The organism is Enhygromyxa salina, from assembly GCF_002994615.1.
GTDB lineage: Bacteria > Myxococcota_A > Polyangia > Nannocystales > Nannocystaceae > Plesiocystis > Plesiocystis salina_A.
On the sequence record NZ_PVNK01000296.1, the window covers coordinates 17360 to 31711 of the forward strand.

At 69.3% G+C, this 14352-nt stretch carries 11 protein-coding genes; 2 read left to right on the forward strand and 9 right to left on the reverse strand.

Going from position 1 to position 14352, the window contains the following annotated elements:
• Positions 1-202: 202 nt before the first annotated feature.
• The 6 genes from ENSA5_RS34325 to ENSA5_RS39535 form a co-directional block, all read right to left on the reverse strand.
• Positions 203-3889: a type IV pilus secretin PilQ gene (locus ENSA5_RS34325; protein ID WP_181198454.1), complete on the reverse strand. Its 3687-nt coding sequence runs from the start codon at positions 3887-3889 to the stop codon at positions 203-205.
• Positions 3890-4102: 213 nt separating this feature from the next.
• Positions 4103-4690, reverse strand: a complete 588-nt coding sequence (locus ENSA5_RS34330) for a hypothetical protein (RefSeq protein ID WP_106395949.1) — start codon at positions 4688-4690, stop codon at positions 4103-4105.
• On the reverse strand, positions 4687-5328 hold the full coding sequence (locus ENSA5_RS34335; RefSeq protein ID WP_106395950.1) for a type IV pilus inner membrane component PilO: 642 nt from the start codon (positions 5326-5328) through the stop codon (positions 4687-4689). The genes ENSA5_RS34330 and ENSA5_RS34335 overlap by 4 nt, the downstream gene beginning before the upstream one ends.
• A gap of 7 nt (positions 5329-5335) precedes the next feature.
• Positions 5336-6070: a PilN domain-containing protein gene (locus ENSA5_RS34340; protein ID WP_106395951.1), complete on the reverse strand. Its 735-nt coding sequence runs from the start codon at positions 6068-6070 to the stop codon at positions 5336-5338.
• Between the two features lie 10 nt (positions 6071-6080).
• Positions 6081-7136, reverse strand: coding sequence for a type IV pilus assembly protein PilM (gene pilM / locus ENSA5_RS34345; RefSeq protein ID WP_106395952.1), 1056 nt, complete (start codon positions 7134-7136; stop codon positions 6081-6083).
• A gap of 145 nt (positions 7137-7281) precedes the next feature.
• Positions 7282-7845, reverse strand: coding sequence for a helix-turn-helix transcriptional regulator (locus ENSA5_RS39535; protein WP_258183108.1), 564 nt, complete (start codon positions 7843-7845; stop codon positions 7282-7284).
• A 452-nt stretch (positions 7846-8297) separates the two neighbouring features.
• On the opposite strand from ENSA5_RS39535, the gene ENSA5_RS34355 reads away from it, so the two are divergent.
• On the forward strand, positions 8298-9746 hold the full coding sequence (locus ENSA5_RS34355) for a sigma-54-dependent transcriptional regulator (protein WP_258183109.1): 1449 nt from the start codon (positions 8298-8300) through the stop codon (positions 9744-9746).
• Positions 9747-9794: 48 nt separating this feature from the next.
• Here ENSA5_RS34355 and ENSA5_RS34360 read toward each other — a convergent pair whose 3' ends face one another.
• From ENSA5_RS34360 to ENSA5_RS34370, 3 genes are all read right to left on the reverse strand, one after another.
• Positions 9795-11597 carry a PAS domain-containing sensor histidine kinase gene (locus tag ENSA5_RS34360; RefSeq protein WP_106395955.1) on the reverse strand — a complete coding sequence of 601 codons (1803 nt, stop codon included), beginning with the start codon at positions 11595-11597 and terminating at the stop codon, positions 9795-9797.
• 149 nt (positions 11598-11746) lie between these two features.
• The gene (locus tag ENSA5_RS34365) at positions 11747-12070 is read right to left on the reverse strand and encodes a hypothetical protein (RefSeq protein WP_106395956.1); all 324 of its coding nucleotides are present in this window, start codon (positions 12068-12070) and stop codon (positions 11747-11749) included.
• A gap of 51 nt (positions 12071-12121) precedes the next feature.
• Positions 12122-13441 carry a UDP-glucose dehydrogenase family protein gene (locus tag ENSA5_RS34370; RefSeq protein ID WP_106395957.1) on the reverse strand — a complete coding sequence of 440 codons (1320 nt, stop codon included), beginning with the start codon at positions 13439-13441 and terminating at the stop codon, positions 12122-12124.
• 120 nt (positions 13442-13561) lie between these two features.
• Between ENSA5_RS34370 and ENSA5_RS34375 the strand changes: the two genes are divergently transcribed.
• Positions 13562-14352 (forward strand): hypothetical protein (locus tag ENSA5_RS34375; protein WP_146156427.1); only part of this gene is annotated, 791 nt, incomplete at its 3' end.

Here is a 14352-nt window from a genome sequence, read left to right on the forward strand (position 1 = left end):
AGCGAAGAGCGACCGGCCGCTTGCGGCCGTGCGTGGCAAAGTGCACGGCGGCTGTGGGGGGATCAAACCAGCCCCCCTCAGGGGGGCCACGCAGACCCTTGCGTAGCTCATACCAGCCCACCGAGCGACGAGCGCAGCGAGGAGCGACCGGCCGCTTGCGGCCGTGCGTGGCAAAGTGCACGGCGGCTGTGGGGGGATCAAACTACCCGCCGATTGATGTGGAGCGGTTGACGATCCTCGGGGTCAGGAAGATCAGCATCTCCGAGCGATCGTCGCGTTCGGTCCTGTTCTTGAAGAACCAGCCGATGATCGGGATGTCGGCGAACCACGGCACCTTGTTGTGGTTGACGGCCTGGTTGCGGGTGTAGATGCCGCCGATGACCGCGGTGTCGCCGTCGACGATGAGCAGCTGGCTCTCGGCCGACTTGGTCAGGATCGTCGGATCGCCCCGGGCGCCGGTGTTGACGAAGTCGGCCTCGTTCTTTTGAACCTGGACTTCGAGCATGACCGCGCCCTCGTTGGTCACGTGGGGGGTGACGCGCAGGCCGAGGGTCGCGTTGACGTAGCGAGTGTTGACGCCCTGGGCCGAGACCTGGGAGATCGGGATCTGCACGCCCTGCTCGATCTGGGCCTCGGTGTTGTCGAGGGTCACGATCTTCGGCGCGGAGATGATCCGGACCTCGCCCTCGTCCTCGGCGGCCGACAGCCGGAGGTTGGTGTTGAGGTTGCCCGAGAGGCTGCCGAAGCTGAAGCCGATCGCGCCGCCGTTGCCGGTCGAGACCGGGGCCGGGAGGTCGACGGCGTAGTTGGGGTTGGCGGCGGCGCCGGGCAGGAGCAGGCCGCCGATCGGCGACTGGTTGCTGCCCGAGCCGCCGGCCACGCCGATCGAGTTGGGGAACAGCAGACCGGTCGGGTTGCCGGTCCCGGGGCTGGCGATGAAGTCGAAGCCCCACTGGATGCCGAGCTGGCGCAGCCAGTTGGTCCGGGCCTCGACGATCCGGGCCTCGATCAAGACCTGCGGGGTCTGGCTGTCGAGCTGGCGGACGAGGGACTCGGCGAGCGCGATGTTCTCGGCCACGTCCATGATGATCAGCTGGTTGGTGCGCGAGTCCGGGGTCACCGTGCCGCGCGAGCTGAGCACGCTTTGGACCTTGGGCAGCATGTCCTGGACGGTCGCGTAGGACACCTTGATCAGCCGGGTCTCGAGCGGCTTGAGCTGAACGGCGGCGTTGGCCTCTTCGATCGCCTTGCGCCGCTCGTCCTCGAGGTTGGCCTGGGTCGAGACCCGGATCACGTTGCCCTCCTGGACCATGCCGAGGGTCAGCGAGCGCAAGATGATGTCGAGGGCCTGGTCCCAGGGCACGGCCGAGAGCTTCATCGTGACCGTGCCTTGAACCTCGGGCCCGGCGATGATGTTGACGCGGCCGATGTCCGAGAAGAGCAAGAGCACGTCCTTGATCGGGGCGTCCTGAAGCTCGATGTCGATCCGCTCGCCGCGCCAGCGGCTGCGGCTGCCGAGCTTGGTCCCGGGCCGCGCGGCCATGACCGGCGGGGTCGAGAAGCCCGACACCTTGTTGCCGCCGAGGCTCACGACCTCGGTCCGCTCGGGCGCGGTCTCGCTGACCTCGCGGGCGATCAGCGGGGCCGCGGCCCGGGCCTCGTCGCGCGCGAGCTTGGGGAACTTCCAGATCAGGCGGTTGGCCCGGCGGTCGAGCTCGATGCCCGCCGACTCCCCCGCGCCCGAGGCGACGACGATCTTGACGTCGTCGCCCTCGCGGAAGCTGGTGATCCGATCGATCGGCCCGTGGAAGCTGGTCGTGTCGAGGCTGCGCTCGAGGCCCGAAGGGATCCTCGCGTCGCGCAGCTCGAGCATGGTCATGTTGGGCGTGAGGCTGCTGGCGTCGTAGACGACCGGGCCGTCGAGCTCGACGATCACCCGGGCGCCGCTGGCACCGTCCTCGAAGCGAACGTCGCGGACCGTGGCGTGGCCGGCGGCCGCGCGCTCCTCCTCCCACTGCTGGGTCAGCGAGCGACGCTTTTGGTTGGCGGCGAGGGTCTCGCCGAGCTGCTCGCCAGCGACGGCGACCTGCTGCTGCAAGGCCTCGAGCTTGTCCTGCTCGGCCTCGCTTTGCTTGCGCAGCTTGCCGAGCTCGGCCTCGGCCTTGGCGAGCTCGGACTTGGCCTTGCGGTGGGCTCGCTTCTCGCCCTCGCTCGGGCCCTTGTCACCGCCGAGGGCCTCGTACTGGGCCCGGGCGTCGCGGACGGAGGCGTTGGCCGTGGCCAGCTCGGTCCGCTTGGCCTCGAGCTCGCCGCGCAGCTGCGTGGCCTCGGTCTTCTTGGTCTCGAGCGCCTCGGCGAGGGCCTCGTGGTCGCGCTGGAGCTCGGCGAGACGATCGCTGGCCTCGCGCTCGCGCTTCTTGGCGGCCGCGGCCGCGGCCTCGGCCTGCTCGACCGCGCGCTGGAGCTCGGCCTTGTCACTGGTGTCGCGCTTGCCGAGCTTGCGCGCGGCCTTGCGCGCCTCGGACAGGGCCTGCTTGGCCTCGCCGTGGGCCTGCTCGGCCTGCTCGCTCTCGCCCTGGGCCTGCTTCATGGCCGAGTCGGCCAGCGCGAGCAGCTCTTCGGCTTGCTTGGCCTTGGCCTCGGCGCCCTTGCGCACGCGGGCGGCGTAGACCTCGGCGGCCTCGGCCTCGGCCTTGGCCTCGGCCGCGCGCTGCTCGGCGTGGGCGGCCTTGCGCTCGGCCGACGCCGCGGCTTCGGCGGCGCGCTGCTCGGCCTGCTTGGCCTTGCGCTCGGCCTCGGTCATGGCCTCCTCGGCGCTGGCGAGGGCCGACTTGCGCGCCTCGGCCAGACGCCGGGCCTCGGACAGCTTGTCCGCCGCCCGGGCCTCGATCTGCTCGGCCGTCGCGGCGGCCTCGCTCTCGCGCTTGGCCGCGGCGGCCTCACGCTTGGCCGCGGCGACCTCGGCCCGCGCCCGAATTTTCTCGGCTTCGGCCCGGATCTTGGCGGCCTCGCGCTCGGCCTCGCGGGCCTTCGCGGCCGCTTCTTGGGCCCGCTTCTCGGCGCTGCGGGCCCGCTTCTCGGCGCCGCTGGCCCGGGTCTCGGCGCTGCTGGCCTTGGCCTCCGCGCTGCTGGCCTTGGCCTCCGCGCTCTTGGCCTTCGCCTCGGCGCCCCGGGCCTTGGCCTTGGCGGCGGCCTCGAGCGCGGCGGCTTGCTTGCGCGCCTCGGCCTCGAACTCGGTCAGCTGCTTGCGGGTCTCGGCCTCGAGCTCCGACGCCTGCTTGCGCGCCTCGGCCTCGACCGCCGAGGCCTGCTTGCGCGCGCCAGCCTCGAGCGCCGACGCCTGCTTGCGCGCCTCGGCCTTCATCGTCTCGATCTCGTCGAGGCGCTGGCCCGCGCTCTTGCGCGCGAAGTAGGCCTCGGGCGCGACCTCCTTGGGGGTCAAGGTGATCGCGAGATCGCGACCTTTGGGCACGACGATGTAGCTCGACTCGCGCTTGAGGTTGACGACGACCCGGGCGATCTTGCTGTCGTGCTCCTCGACGGAGCTGATCGACACGCGCCCGACCGCCCACGAGTCGACCGGGACGTGGGGCACGGCCTCACCGCGCTCGCTCTTGGCGATGTCGACGACGAGGCGATCGGGGTCCGAGAGCCGATAGACGTTGAAGGTCGGCTCGACGTGCCCGAGCAGGCGCAGGATCGTGGTCCCGTCGTCGAGCTCCTCGACGGTCAGCCCGTCGATCTGGTTGACGGCCTTGCGGACCTCGAGCTTGGGCGCGTCCTCGCGGGCCTTGGCCGACTTGCTCGCGCTCGACTTCTTCGACTTCGGCGGCCCGGCCGAGGCCGCGCCCGGATCGAGGGCCAGCAGCAGCAGGGCTGGCAGAGCCAAAACCTGGAGCGGCGACCACTTGACGGCGGTCGACCGGGAGCGGAGCCGCTGGAGTGACCAGCGGGGACGTGGGGTCTTGTTGGGCTGCGAGTTCATGGCGTGGTCTCGAGTCGACGCTTGGCGTCGAGGCGCGCAAGGGCCCGGTCTCGTCGGACAATCCGGCGAGGTGGATATCGGTTCAGCTGGCTGAAGGGCTGAGCAGGTTCGTGCGAGCTAGCGGTCTTTTAGATAGATGACCTTCCGCTCGCCCCGCTCCATGTTCCAGCCGGGGGAGAGCTCCGGATCGATGATCTCGATCTCGATGTAATCGCGGTTGACCGAGGCGAGCAAAACTTCGGCGCTGCTGAAGTACTCGCCTTGCTTGACGCTCTTGGACTTGTTGTCGCTGGCCAAGAACAGCGCGGTCGGGGCGACGCTGTGCCCCGCGTTGACGATCGCAATCAGGCGGAGCTCCTCGAAGGTGTACTCCGAGAGCTTGACCTCGCGCTGCTTGCGGACGATCTCGACGGGCTCGGGCACGTTGCGCACCTCGGCCGCGAGATAGTTGTGGAAGGGGTCGCGGGCGCGACCGGAGAAGTCTTCGCGGGTCAGGGTCGGGCGCGGGCGATCGGGTCGCTCGGCCTTGGGCTCCTCGGCCTCCCCGCTGCCGCCGCCGCCACCGCCGCTACGCCGCGAGCCGCCAGCGTTGTTGATCGGCTTTTGACCGCCCATCCCGCGCTGGCCGGTGACCTGGGTGTCGTCGCCACAGCCGGCCGCGGGCATGCACAGGAGCAGCAGCGCGGCGATGCTCAACCGCTTCATCGCTTGGCCCCTTTCTGGCTCCGGCGGGTCGCGCCTTCGCCCTTGCCGGCCTGCTCGTCATCGGTCAGGAGGCGGAAGGCGCTGGCCGTGAAGTCGACCGCGAGCAGGGGAAAGCCGCTCTCGTCGAAGTCCTTGCCGACTTTCATCTTGACCTCCTCGATGTTGACGATCTGCTTCATGTCCGACACCCGGCGGAAGAACTCGCCGATCTCGTGCCAGCTCCCGAGCGCCGTGACCTCGACGGGGATCTTCGCGTAGAAGTCGTGGAATTCCTCGGGCTGCGGGCTCCAGGCCTCGATCCCGAGCCCGACGCCCCGGGCCTCGCGCTGGAAGGTGCTCATCAAGTGGTCGATGGTCGACGAGTCGACGGGCACGACCTCGAGGGTCTTTTGCAGCTCCTTGTCGCGCTCGGCCTGCTCTTTGACGCGCTGCTCGTAGTTGGTGAGGTTGTCTTTGGCCTTGGCCAGCGAGGCCTCGGCCGCGCTCACCCCCGACTCGGCCTGGGCCTTCGCGGCGAGGATGTCGGAGAAGTAGAGGAAGTACCAACCGCCGAGCACGAGGCCAGCGCCGAGCAGCCAGGCCAGGCCCAGCTGCCACGCGGGGTACTTTTCGAGTCGATCGAGCGTGGATTCGGCCATGACTCAATCAATCCCAGTAGCGGACCTGAGCGGTGAGCTCGAAGGTGTAGTAGTTGTGGAGGGACTCGCCCGGCTTGATCTCCCGGCGGGTCGCGTTGCTGGTTGGTGGGTCGACCTGTTCGAGCTCGAACTCGGGGTGCGAGACCCGGTCGAAGCGAGCGGAGGCGCGCAGGCGCTTGACGAACTCGCTGAGGTCGTCGGGGTCGCGGGTACCGCCCTTGATCTCGAGGACGTCGACGCTCTCCTCTTCCATGCTCGCCAGCCAGACCGAGTTCGCGTCCCAGTCGAGGTCGAGGCGGGCCTGGGGATCGAGGGCCACGCGCTTGCGCTGCTCGGCCTCGTCGATGTCGGGCATCTTGCCGGTCGTGAGGATGTTGCTGAGCTCGTGGTAGACGAACACCGGGCTGCGGCGCTTCTCCTGGAGGGCCGCGGCCGCGGCCATCAGCTCCTCGTAGCGGTTGAAGCGGGCCTGGAGGTCTTCCTCGTCGATCTTGTCGTTGATCGCCTTGGCCTCGGAGGTCAGCGTCGCGGCCTTGTTCTTGAGCCGCGTGGTGTCCTCCTGGACGCCGCTTTGCAGCAGCCAGGCGACGACGCCGACGGCGACCCAGCCGACGAGCATCACGACGGCGTAGAGGCTGCCCTTCGACACCTTGGTCGTGGGCACGACCATCTGGACCGCGGTCACGGCCCGGGTGTTCGGGGCCTTGCGCTTGACCGATGGTGAGAGGTTGATGCGAATCATGGCTCGGCCCTCACTTGTCCCCGGGGCGTCGCATTGCGAGACCGAAGGCCACCGTGGCCACCGGCGCATTTACGCGCAGGTACTCGACGTCGAAGCGCCGCGCGTCGACGACAATGCTGGCGAAGGGGTCGAAGATCGTCACTGGTACCCGGGAACGATCTTGGATCGCCTTTGGCAGCTGGGGTACCAGGGCGCTGCCACCGGTCAGGAACACCCGACCAAGGCTGGCGCCGATCGCGTCGCCCAGATAGAAGTCGATCGTCCGCTGGAATTCGCTCGAGACCTGCTCGGAGACCTGGGCCAGCACCCGGTGGACCTCCTGGGGTACCACTTCGGCGGCGCCACCGCCGCCCCCACCGCCAACTTTGTAAGCTTCCGCACCATCCATGCCAACAGCCAGGCGATGGCGGATCGCCTCCGTGAAGGTGTCCCCCCCCGCGGCCAGGTTGCGGTGGAAGACGGGCTGCCCGCCGCTGACGATCACGATCGTCGAGAAGTGCGCGCCGACGTTGATGACCGCGACGGTCTCGTTCTCGGTGAAGCCCATCGAGTTCTCGACGGCGTTTTGCATCGCGAACGCGTCGGTATCGACGACGGATGGGTTGAGGCCCGCGCCCTTCACCGCCTCGACATACTGCTCGACGATCTCGCGCTTCGCGGCGACGAGCGCGACCTCCATCTGTCCGTCGGGCGTGCGCGGGACCAGGACCTCCCAGTCCACGATGACCTCTTCGCGCGCGAAGGGGACGTTCTGCTTGACCTCCCACTCCATCTGCTCCGCGAGCGCGGCCCCTTCCATCGCGGGGATCTGGAGGCGACGGATGATCACGCTGTTGCCCGAGACCGCGGTCGCGACGTCCTTGCCGCGCAGGTGAATGCGCTTGCTGAGGTTGCGGATCGCGTCGGCGACCGCGCCGTGGTTGGCGATCGCGCCGTCGACGATCGCTCCGGGCGGGAGCGGCTCGATGCCAAAGTTCTGCAAGCTGTAGGACTTGCGGGACAGCTTGACCTGCACGAGCTTGATCGAGCTCGAGCCGATGTCGAGACCGATGCACTGGCGCGCCATCAGGTCCTCGCTCCTCGCTCGAACGAGCGCGTGGAAGGTTTGGGAAAGCGGCTGAATTCAGCTGAATTCGTCAAAACAAAGGGGAATTGTGCCCGAGCCGGGCCTGCGCTCAGGCCCGCGCTCGCGCTCGACCGCGCGCACACGCTCAGCCCTGCGCGTCGATGTCGGGCCAGACCTCGGCGCGCGCCGAGGGCTTGAGCCCGAGCGCCTCGAGGATCTTGCGCTTGGTGTCCATGCGGCATGGACAGCCCGCCTCGACACGATCGATCGTCAGCGGCGAGACGCCCGCTCGGCGAGCGAGCTCGGCCTTGCTCATCATCGCTTCCTGACGAAGCTTGCGAACGTTGTTGGGCTCGAGCCCCGCTCGTGATCGCGCGCCCTGTTTCTGGCTGCCACCCGTGCGCCGGATCTTGACGGCGGGCGACGACTCCGGAGCCGGAGCCAGAGCCTGCGGCGACGGCACGGGCTGCGGCGAGGGCACGGGCTGCGACGTCAGCTTGTCCCGCGCGCTGCCACCCGTGCTCCCCGTGCTGCCACCCGTGGTCTGGCCCGCGCTGCCACCCGTGCTCGAGTGATCGGCTGAGCTCGGCGCGTCGCTGAGCTCGTGCTCGCTCGACGCCTCCGCCCGAGCCGAGCTGCGCGTGTCCGCATCCTCCATGACGCCCGCGACGGCACGAGCCTTGGGCTGCGGTTTTGCTGGCGACTTCATGGACGGTGCGGAGCTCTCGAGCGGGCGCTGCGGCCACGCGGACGCCCGCGCAGGCCTTGATCGACATTGTCGGGGCCTCAGGCGTGGGAGTCAACGGGCACGTGCTGCCCAACTGATGCCTAATTGAGTGCAAGTGATAGGGATTTGATGGGTCTTTTAAGTGGTGAGCGGCGCCACCCGACGCCGGATTGCGATCGTCTCGCGGGCGCTCGGCAAATGAGTTTTCTGACGCGTTCACGGGCTTGGCTCGGTAGGGGACTTCTGCGCCAGCTAGCTTCCCATGGCGGCGAGGGCGACCCAAAAAACCCGGCGAATGTTCGGCTGGGACTGCGTTTTTGAGCAGTTCCGGCGCCATTTCGCGCCCATGGAAGGGCTAGCAGCCCGGGGTGCTAGCGCAGGACCGGACCCGGACCAGCCTATGCCAATATCCGCCCCGTGACCGAGGAAGTGCTGTGACCGGGGGGCCTGGAGCCTCGACTGCGGGTTTTTCGCGCATTCTCGTCGTCGACGACGAGGAGCCCATGCGGCACATGCTCGAGCTGCTGCTGCGGCGGGCGGGCTTCGAGGTCCGCAGCGCGGCCGACGGCGAGCTCGCGCTCGAGCTGGTCGAGCGCGAGGCGGTCGACGTGGTCCTGTCCGACGTGCGCATGCCGGGGCTCGGCGGCCTGGAGCTGGCCGAGCGACTCAGCAGCGCGCACCCGGAGATCACCCTCGTCATGATGAGCGCGTTCGGGACCGTGGACCTCGCGCTCGAGGCCATGCAGCGCGGCGCCTACGACTACATCTCCAAGCCCTTCAAGCAGGACGAGGTCGTGCTGACGCTGCGCAAGGCCGAGGAGCGCCTGCGCCTGCGGCGAGAGAACGCCAACCTCCGGGCCAGGGTCGCGGAGCTCGAGGCCGGCGCGGTCGCCGTCGACGGCATCGAGCTCGTCGGGCGCCTGCTGATCCACAGCCCGGCGATGCGCAAGATCGCCAAGACGGTCCGCAAGGTCTCGCGCTTCGAGACCACCGTGCTGGTGCTCGGCGAGTCGGGCGTCGGCAAGGAGCTCGTCAGCCGGGCGCTCCACGATCTGGGCGACCGCGCCGACGGGCCCTTCATCGCGGTCAACTGCGGGGCGATCCCCGAGGGCCTGCTCGAGTCGGAGCTCTTCGGCCACGCCAAGGGCGCGTTCACTGACGCGAGCAGCGACAAGCCCGGCCTGTTCGAGGCCGCCGCGAAGGGGACCGTGTTCCTCGACGAGGTCGGCGAGCTGCCGGCCAACGTCCAGGTCAAGCTGCTGCGCGCGCTGCAGGAGCGGGAGATCCGGCGGGTCGGGGAGAACACCCCGCGCCCGATCGACGTGCGGGTCGTGGCCGCGACCTCGCGGGCGCTCGAGCAGATGGTCGAGCAAGGCGAGTTTCGCCAGGATCTGTTCTACCGGCTGGCCGTGATGCAGCTGCGGATCCCCCCGCTGCGCGAGCGTCGCGAGGACATCTCGATGCTCGCCGAGCACTTCTTGACGACCGTCAACCGCAGGCTCGGGACCGCCGTCGAGGGCGTCGACGCCGAGGCCCGGCGGATCATGCTGGCCTACGACTGGCCCGGCAACGTGCGCGAGCTCGAGAACACCCTCGAGCACGCCGCGGTCCTGGCCGAGGGCCCGCTGATCGGTCCCGACGAGCTCCCCGAGCGGCTCCGACGCGGCCGCCGACAAGCCGCCGACGGCCCGGCCGAGATCGGCTTCGCCCTGCACTTCTCCGACGACGACCTCTCGGTCAAGCGGGCCCAGCGGCGGACCGAGCGCGAGCTCATCCTCCGCGCCCTCGAGCAGACCGACGGCAACCGGACCCACGCGGCCAAGCTCCTCGATCTCAGCCACCGGGCGCTGCTCTACAAGATCAAGGACTACGACATCGGCTGACGCCAAGCCGGTCGTGACCGGCGTGCCGCCGCCCCTCGGCCCCTCAGCTCAAGTCCCCGGAGACTGGGAGGAAGCCGAAGCCGAAGCCGAAGCCGAGGCCGAGGCCGAGGCCGAGGCCTCGGCTTCGACGAGGGGCAACAGCACGTAAAAGTGGCTGCCCTCGCCGGGCTCGCTCGACACCTTCACCGTGCCCTCGCAGCGCCGCACGATGCTGTAGACCGTCGCCAGCCCGAGGCCGGTGAACTCGCCCGCGGGCTTGGTCGTGAAGAAGGGCTCGAACGCCCGGGCCTGGACCTCGGGCGACATCCCCTCGCCGTCGTCGGACACGCGGATCGAGGCGTAGCGGCCGTCGGGGACCGACTCGGGCAAGCCCGTGATCCGCTCGCTGAACTCGACGACCTCGACCTCCACCTCCACGTGGCCGGGGTTCTTGCGGTCGTGGCGGACGGCGTCGCGGGCGTTGGCGACGAGGTTGGTCAGCAGCTGCTGGATCAGCCCGTCGGTCGCGCACACGATCACCGGCTCGTCGGGCACGGCGATCTTCAGCCGGACACCGCGACCGAGCAGGTGCAAGAGCATGCGCTCGAGCTTGGGCACGGCGACGGCCAGATCGAGGTCGCGGCGGGCCAGCGGCTGCTGGCGAGAGAAGTCGCGCAGCTGCTCGGTCAGCTCGCTCGCGCGACGGGTGGCGGCGATGATGTCCTGGGCGCTGGACCGCAACGTGGCGTCGTTGATCCGCATCTCGAGCAGCTCGGCGCTGCCGCCGATCGCCATCAACAAGTTGTTGAAGTCGTGGGCCACGCCGCCGGCGAAGCGGCCGAGCGCGTCCATCTTTTGGCCGTGGAGGAGCTGATCTTGGAGCAGGATCTCGCGGGCCTGAGCGTCGAGCCACGCGCGGTTGTGAAGGGCCAGCGCGACTTGATCGGCGACCTCGCTGGCGAACTCGATCTCGTGGCGCTGCCACTCGCGCAAGCCGCCGACCTGATCGAGGCACACGACCCCGACGACCTCGCCGCCCACGCGGATCGCAGCGTCGAGCACAGACCCGATGCCCTCGGGCCGGAGGTAGCCGTCGACGAACTCCTGCGTGCGCGGGTCGTTGACGGCGTCGTGCACGTCGAGGGTCCGCCCGCTGTCGATGGCCTCGAAGTAGCGTGGGTAGTCGCCCGCGGTCAGGGTCAGGCCGCGCTCGTGAACCGCGGAGGCCCGGCGGTAGAGATCCACGAGCTCGAGCCGGGTCCGGCGCTCGTCGAGCAGCCAGATCCCCGCGCGCTCGACCGCGACCGCGTTGGCCACGAGCTCGGTCACGATCGGGGCGAGATCGTCGACGCGGCCTTCGGCGACCGCCGGGTTGGTAGCGAGCGCAAACAACGCCCGGTGCTGACGCTCGTAGGCCGCGTGGCGCTCGGCCTCCGCGAGCTGGAGCAAGCGGTGTTCGGTGATGTCGAAGATGAAGCCCTCGAGCCACGTGGGTCGGCCGTGGGCATCGCGTACGACCCAGGCTTTTTGTTGAACCCAGCGCTCGGCGCTGGCCGTGAGAACTCGATACTCGACCTGTGCGGGCTGCGAGTCGCCGCGCTCGAGGATCGCGCGCAGCTGGCGAGCGACGTCTGCGCGCTCGTCGGGGTGGATGACGCTCGCGTAGCTCCGCACCGCGTTGTCGATGAAGTCGCTGGCCGGGTAGCCGAGCAGGTCAGCGACCCCCTGGGTCAGCGCGTGCATGGTCAGGCACGGATCGACCGAGCATCGATAAGCGAGGCCCGGCATCCGCCGGACCACCCACTCGAAGCTTGGCTCGCAACCCGCCAGCGCGGGCACGGGACCATCTTCGACGATTTGCTTGGCGTTCACGTCGACACCAGCAGTGTCGCCCGGACTCGTACGCTGAGCAATCGCCGCGCCTCCCAATCGTTCGGTGTGAGTTTACGGTGTCCGCGCAACTCGACTCCGACCGGCCAAGCGAGATCTCGACCCGTCGCTCGCGGGGGCCCCCAACCCGATCAGAAGGGGTCCGAGATCATCCGCCCTTCCTCGGGCGTGCAACTCCAGGGGCCGAACAGCAGCAGCTGACGCTTGCAGGTCACCGTCATCATCCCGTGGGTCGTCTTGTACTCGTAGCGGTGGCGAACGATGTCGGCCTTGCCGACGCGGGGCTGGCTGTCGAGCACGATGCAGCTCGAGTCCATGTCGCACGCGTGGTCCTTGGCCAGGGCCATGGTCTCGGTCGTCAGCTTGGCGTTGCCCCAGGCCTGGTAGGACAGCAGGCCCGTGACCGCGAGCAGAACCACCGCCATGAGCCGTCCACCCGCGTTGCCTTCTGCCATCAGTGAACGTTGGCACGCGCCCGCGGGCGCGTCAAAGGCAGAGCGCCGGCCTCAGCGTCCGATGCCCGAGTAGGAGAAGCCCAGCGACTCGACGTGGTCGCGGTCCCACTGGTTGCGCCCGTCGAACAACACCTTGTCGCTCATGAGCCCGGCGAGGCGGCGAAAGTCCGGGCTCCGGTACTGTCGCCACTCGGTGCACAGGATCAGCGCGTCGACGCCGTCGGCGGCGGCGTAGGGATCGCTGCACAGCTCGATCGGGAAGTTCTCGGCCGTGTCACCGAGCGCGACCATGAAGTTGGGGCCGGCCTCGGGGTCACACAGGCGCAGCTTCACGCCGTCGCTCGCGAGCGAGCGGACGATCGTGAGCGCCGGGGCCTCGCGGATGTCGTCGGTGTTGGGCTTGAACGCGAGGCCCCACAGCGCGAGGGTCTTGCCGCTGAGCTCGCCGCCGAAGTGGCCCCGGACCTTGCGGACCAGGACCAACTTCTGGGCCTCGTTGATGCGATCGGCGGCCGCGACGATCGACATCGAGATGCCGTGCTCGCGGGCTGTGCGGATCATCGCGCGGGTGTCCTTGGGGAAGCACGAGCCGCCGTAGCCGAGGCCGGGGAACAAAAATTTGTTGCCGATCCGCGCGTCGGAGCCCATCCCGCGCCGGACCTCCTCGACGTCGGCCCCGACCGCGTCACAGAGGTTGGCGACGTCGTTGATGAACGAGATCCGCGCGGCGAGGTAGGCGTTGGCCGCGTACTTGGTCAGCTCGGCCGAGCGCGGGTTCATGTACAGCAGCCGCTCGCTCGTGCGGAAGAAGGGCTTGTAGAGCCGATTGAGCCGATCGCGCGCGCGCTCGTCGTCGGTCCCGATGATCACGCGGTCGGGGTGCATGAAGTCCTGCACGGCCACGCCCTCCTTGAGGAACTCGGGGTTGGACGCGACGGTGAAGTCGGCGTCGGGGTTCTGCTCGGAGATGATCCGCGAGACCCGCTCGGCGGTCCCGACCGGCACCGTGCTCTTGTTGACGATGACCGTGAAGCCGTTGAGGTGCGGGGCGATGTCGCGGGCGGCCTGAAACAGGTAGTCGAGCTTGGGCGCGCCGTCGGTGCCCCCGGACGGGGTCCCGACGGCGAGGAACACGACCTCGGCGTGGGCGGCGGCCTCGGGGTTGCTGGTCGTGAAGCGCAGCCGGCCCGAGGCCATGTTGCGCTTGACGAGCGGCTCGAGCCCCGGCTCGTAGATCGGGATGACGCCCTGGTCGAGGCCCGCGATCTTGGCTTCGTCGATGTCCGCACAAACCACGTCGTTGCCGTGCTCTGCGAAAGCCGCCGCAGCCACGAGTCCCACGTACCCAGTCCCGATGACGCTGACTTTCATTTGACGGCGGAGGATACGAAAATGTGGGCGCGGCCGCCACGCGAACGCTCATACGGGCGCCAGCGCCTGGGCTGAAACCTCTCAGGGCCTATCCTGTCCGCCGCGCGTCGGATCTCACGCATGCAAGACGACCACGACACCGAGCCCAGCTTGCCGCCCGCCTCTGGACCTAGCGCAAGCGCTGAGCCCATCGCGCAGCCTGAGCGGCCGAGCTGGGCCGAGGCGGCCGGGCTGTCCGGCGAGCAGGTGATCGGCGATGAGCGAGCCCCGCGCCTGCACTGGATGTTGATGATCCTCGGGCCGCTCGGGCTCGCGCTGGCGATCGTCTCGAGCCTGTGGAGCATGAGCCAGCACGTCGAGCGCTCGGTCAACGTCCAGGTCGAGACCCAGTGGATCGCGGGTGAGCAGATCGCGGTCCGGACCCAGATCGTCGGGGGGGATCTCCAGCCGCTGGTCAGCGAGACCGTGATCTCGCTGCGCTACCTCGACGCCAAGGGCAACCCTTACGACCTCGGCGAGCTCGAGACCGTCGACTCGGGGCTCGCGCAAGGCGTATTTCGCGCCCCGGAGGTCGAGCCCGGCGTCGGCGAGCTGCTGCTGCACTACGAGACCGCGGAGCACAGCGGCGTCGAGCCCTTCGAGGAGCGCGTGCCGATCGAGGTCGTCACCGAGCGCAGCGCGGACCGCGGCCGCCAGGTCGTGTCCGAGAACATGCTCCAGTGGGCCGACGACACCGACGAGCAGCCCGAGGGCGTCCGGATTGATCTGCGCCCCGACGGGCGCCTGCTCGCGGGCTTCGACAATCGCCTGTTCGTGCGCGTGACCGACCCCGCCGGGCGCCCCTGGCAGCCCAAGGCCCCGCCCGCCGAGGCTGCCAGGGGCGCCCGGCGGGGTCGGTCACGCGCACGAAC

Excerpts from the sequence above, each read along its gene's own strand:
- ENSA5_RS34330 (WP_106395949.1), bottom strand. The coding sequence starts at position 4,690 with ATGAAGCGGTTGAGCATCGCCGCGCTGCTGCTCCTGTGCATGCCCGCG.
- ENSA5_RS34370 (WP_106395957.1), bottom strand. The coding sequence starts at position 13,441 with ATGAAAGTCAGCGTCATCGGGACTGGGTACGTGGGACTCGTGGCTGCG.
- ENSA5_RS34365 (WP_106395956.1), bottom strand. The coding sequence starts at position 12,070 with ATGGCAGAAGGCAACGCGGGTGGACGGCTCATGGCGGTGGTTCTGCTC.
- ENSA5_RS34335 (WP_106395950.1), bottom strand. The coding sequence starts at position 5,328 with ATGGCCGAATCCACGCTCGATCGACTCGAAAAGTACCCCGCGTGGCAG.
- pilM (WP_106395952.1), bottom strand. The coding sequence starts at position 7,136 with ATGGCGCGCCAGTGCATCGGTCTCGACATCGGCTCGAGCTCGATCAAG.
- ENSA5_RS39535 (WP_258183108.1), bottom strand. The coding sequence starts at position 7,845 with ATGAAGTCGCCAGCAAAACCGCAGCCCAAGGCTCGTGCCGTCGCGGGC.
- ENSA5_RS34340 (WP_106395951.1), bottom strand. The coding sequence starts at position 6,070 with ATGATTCGCATCAACCTCTCACCATCGGTCAAGCGCAAGGCCCCGAAC.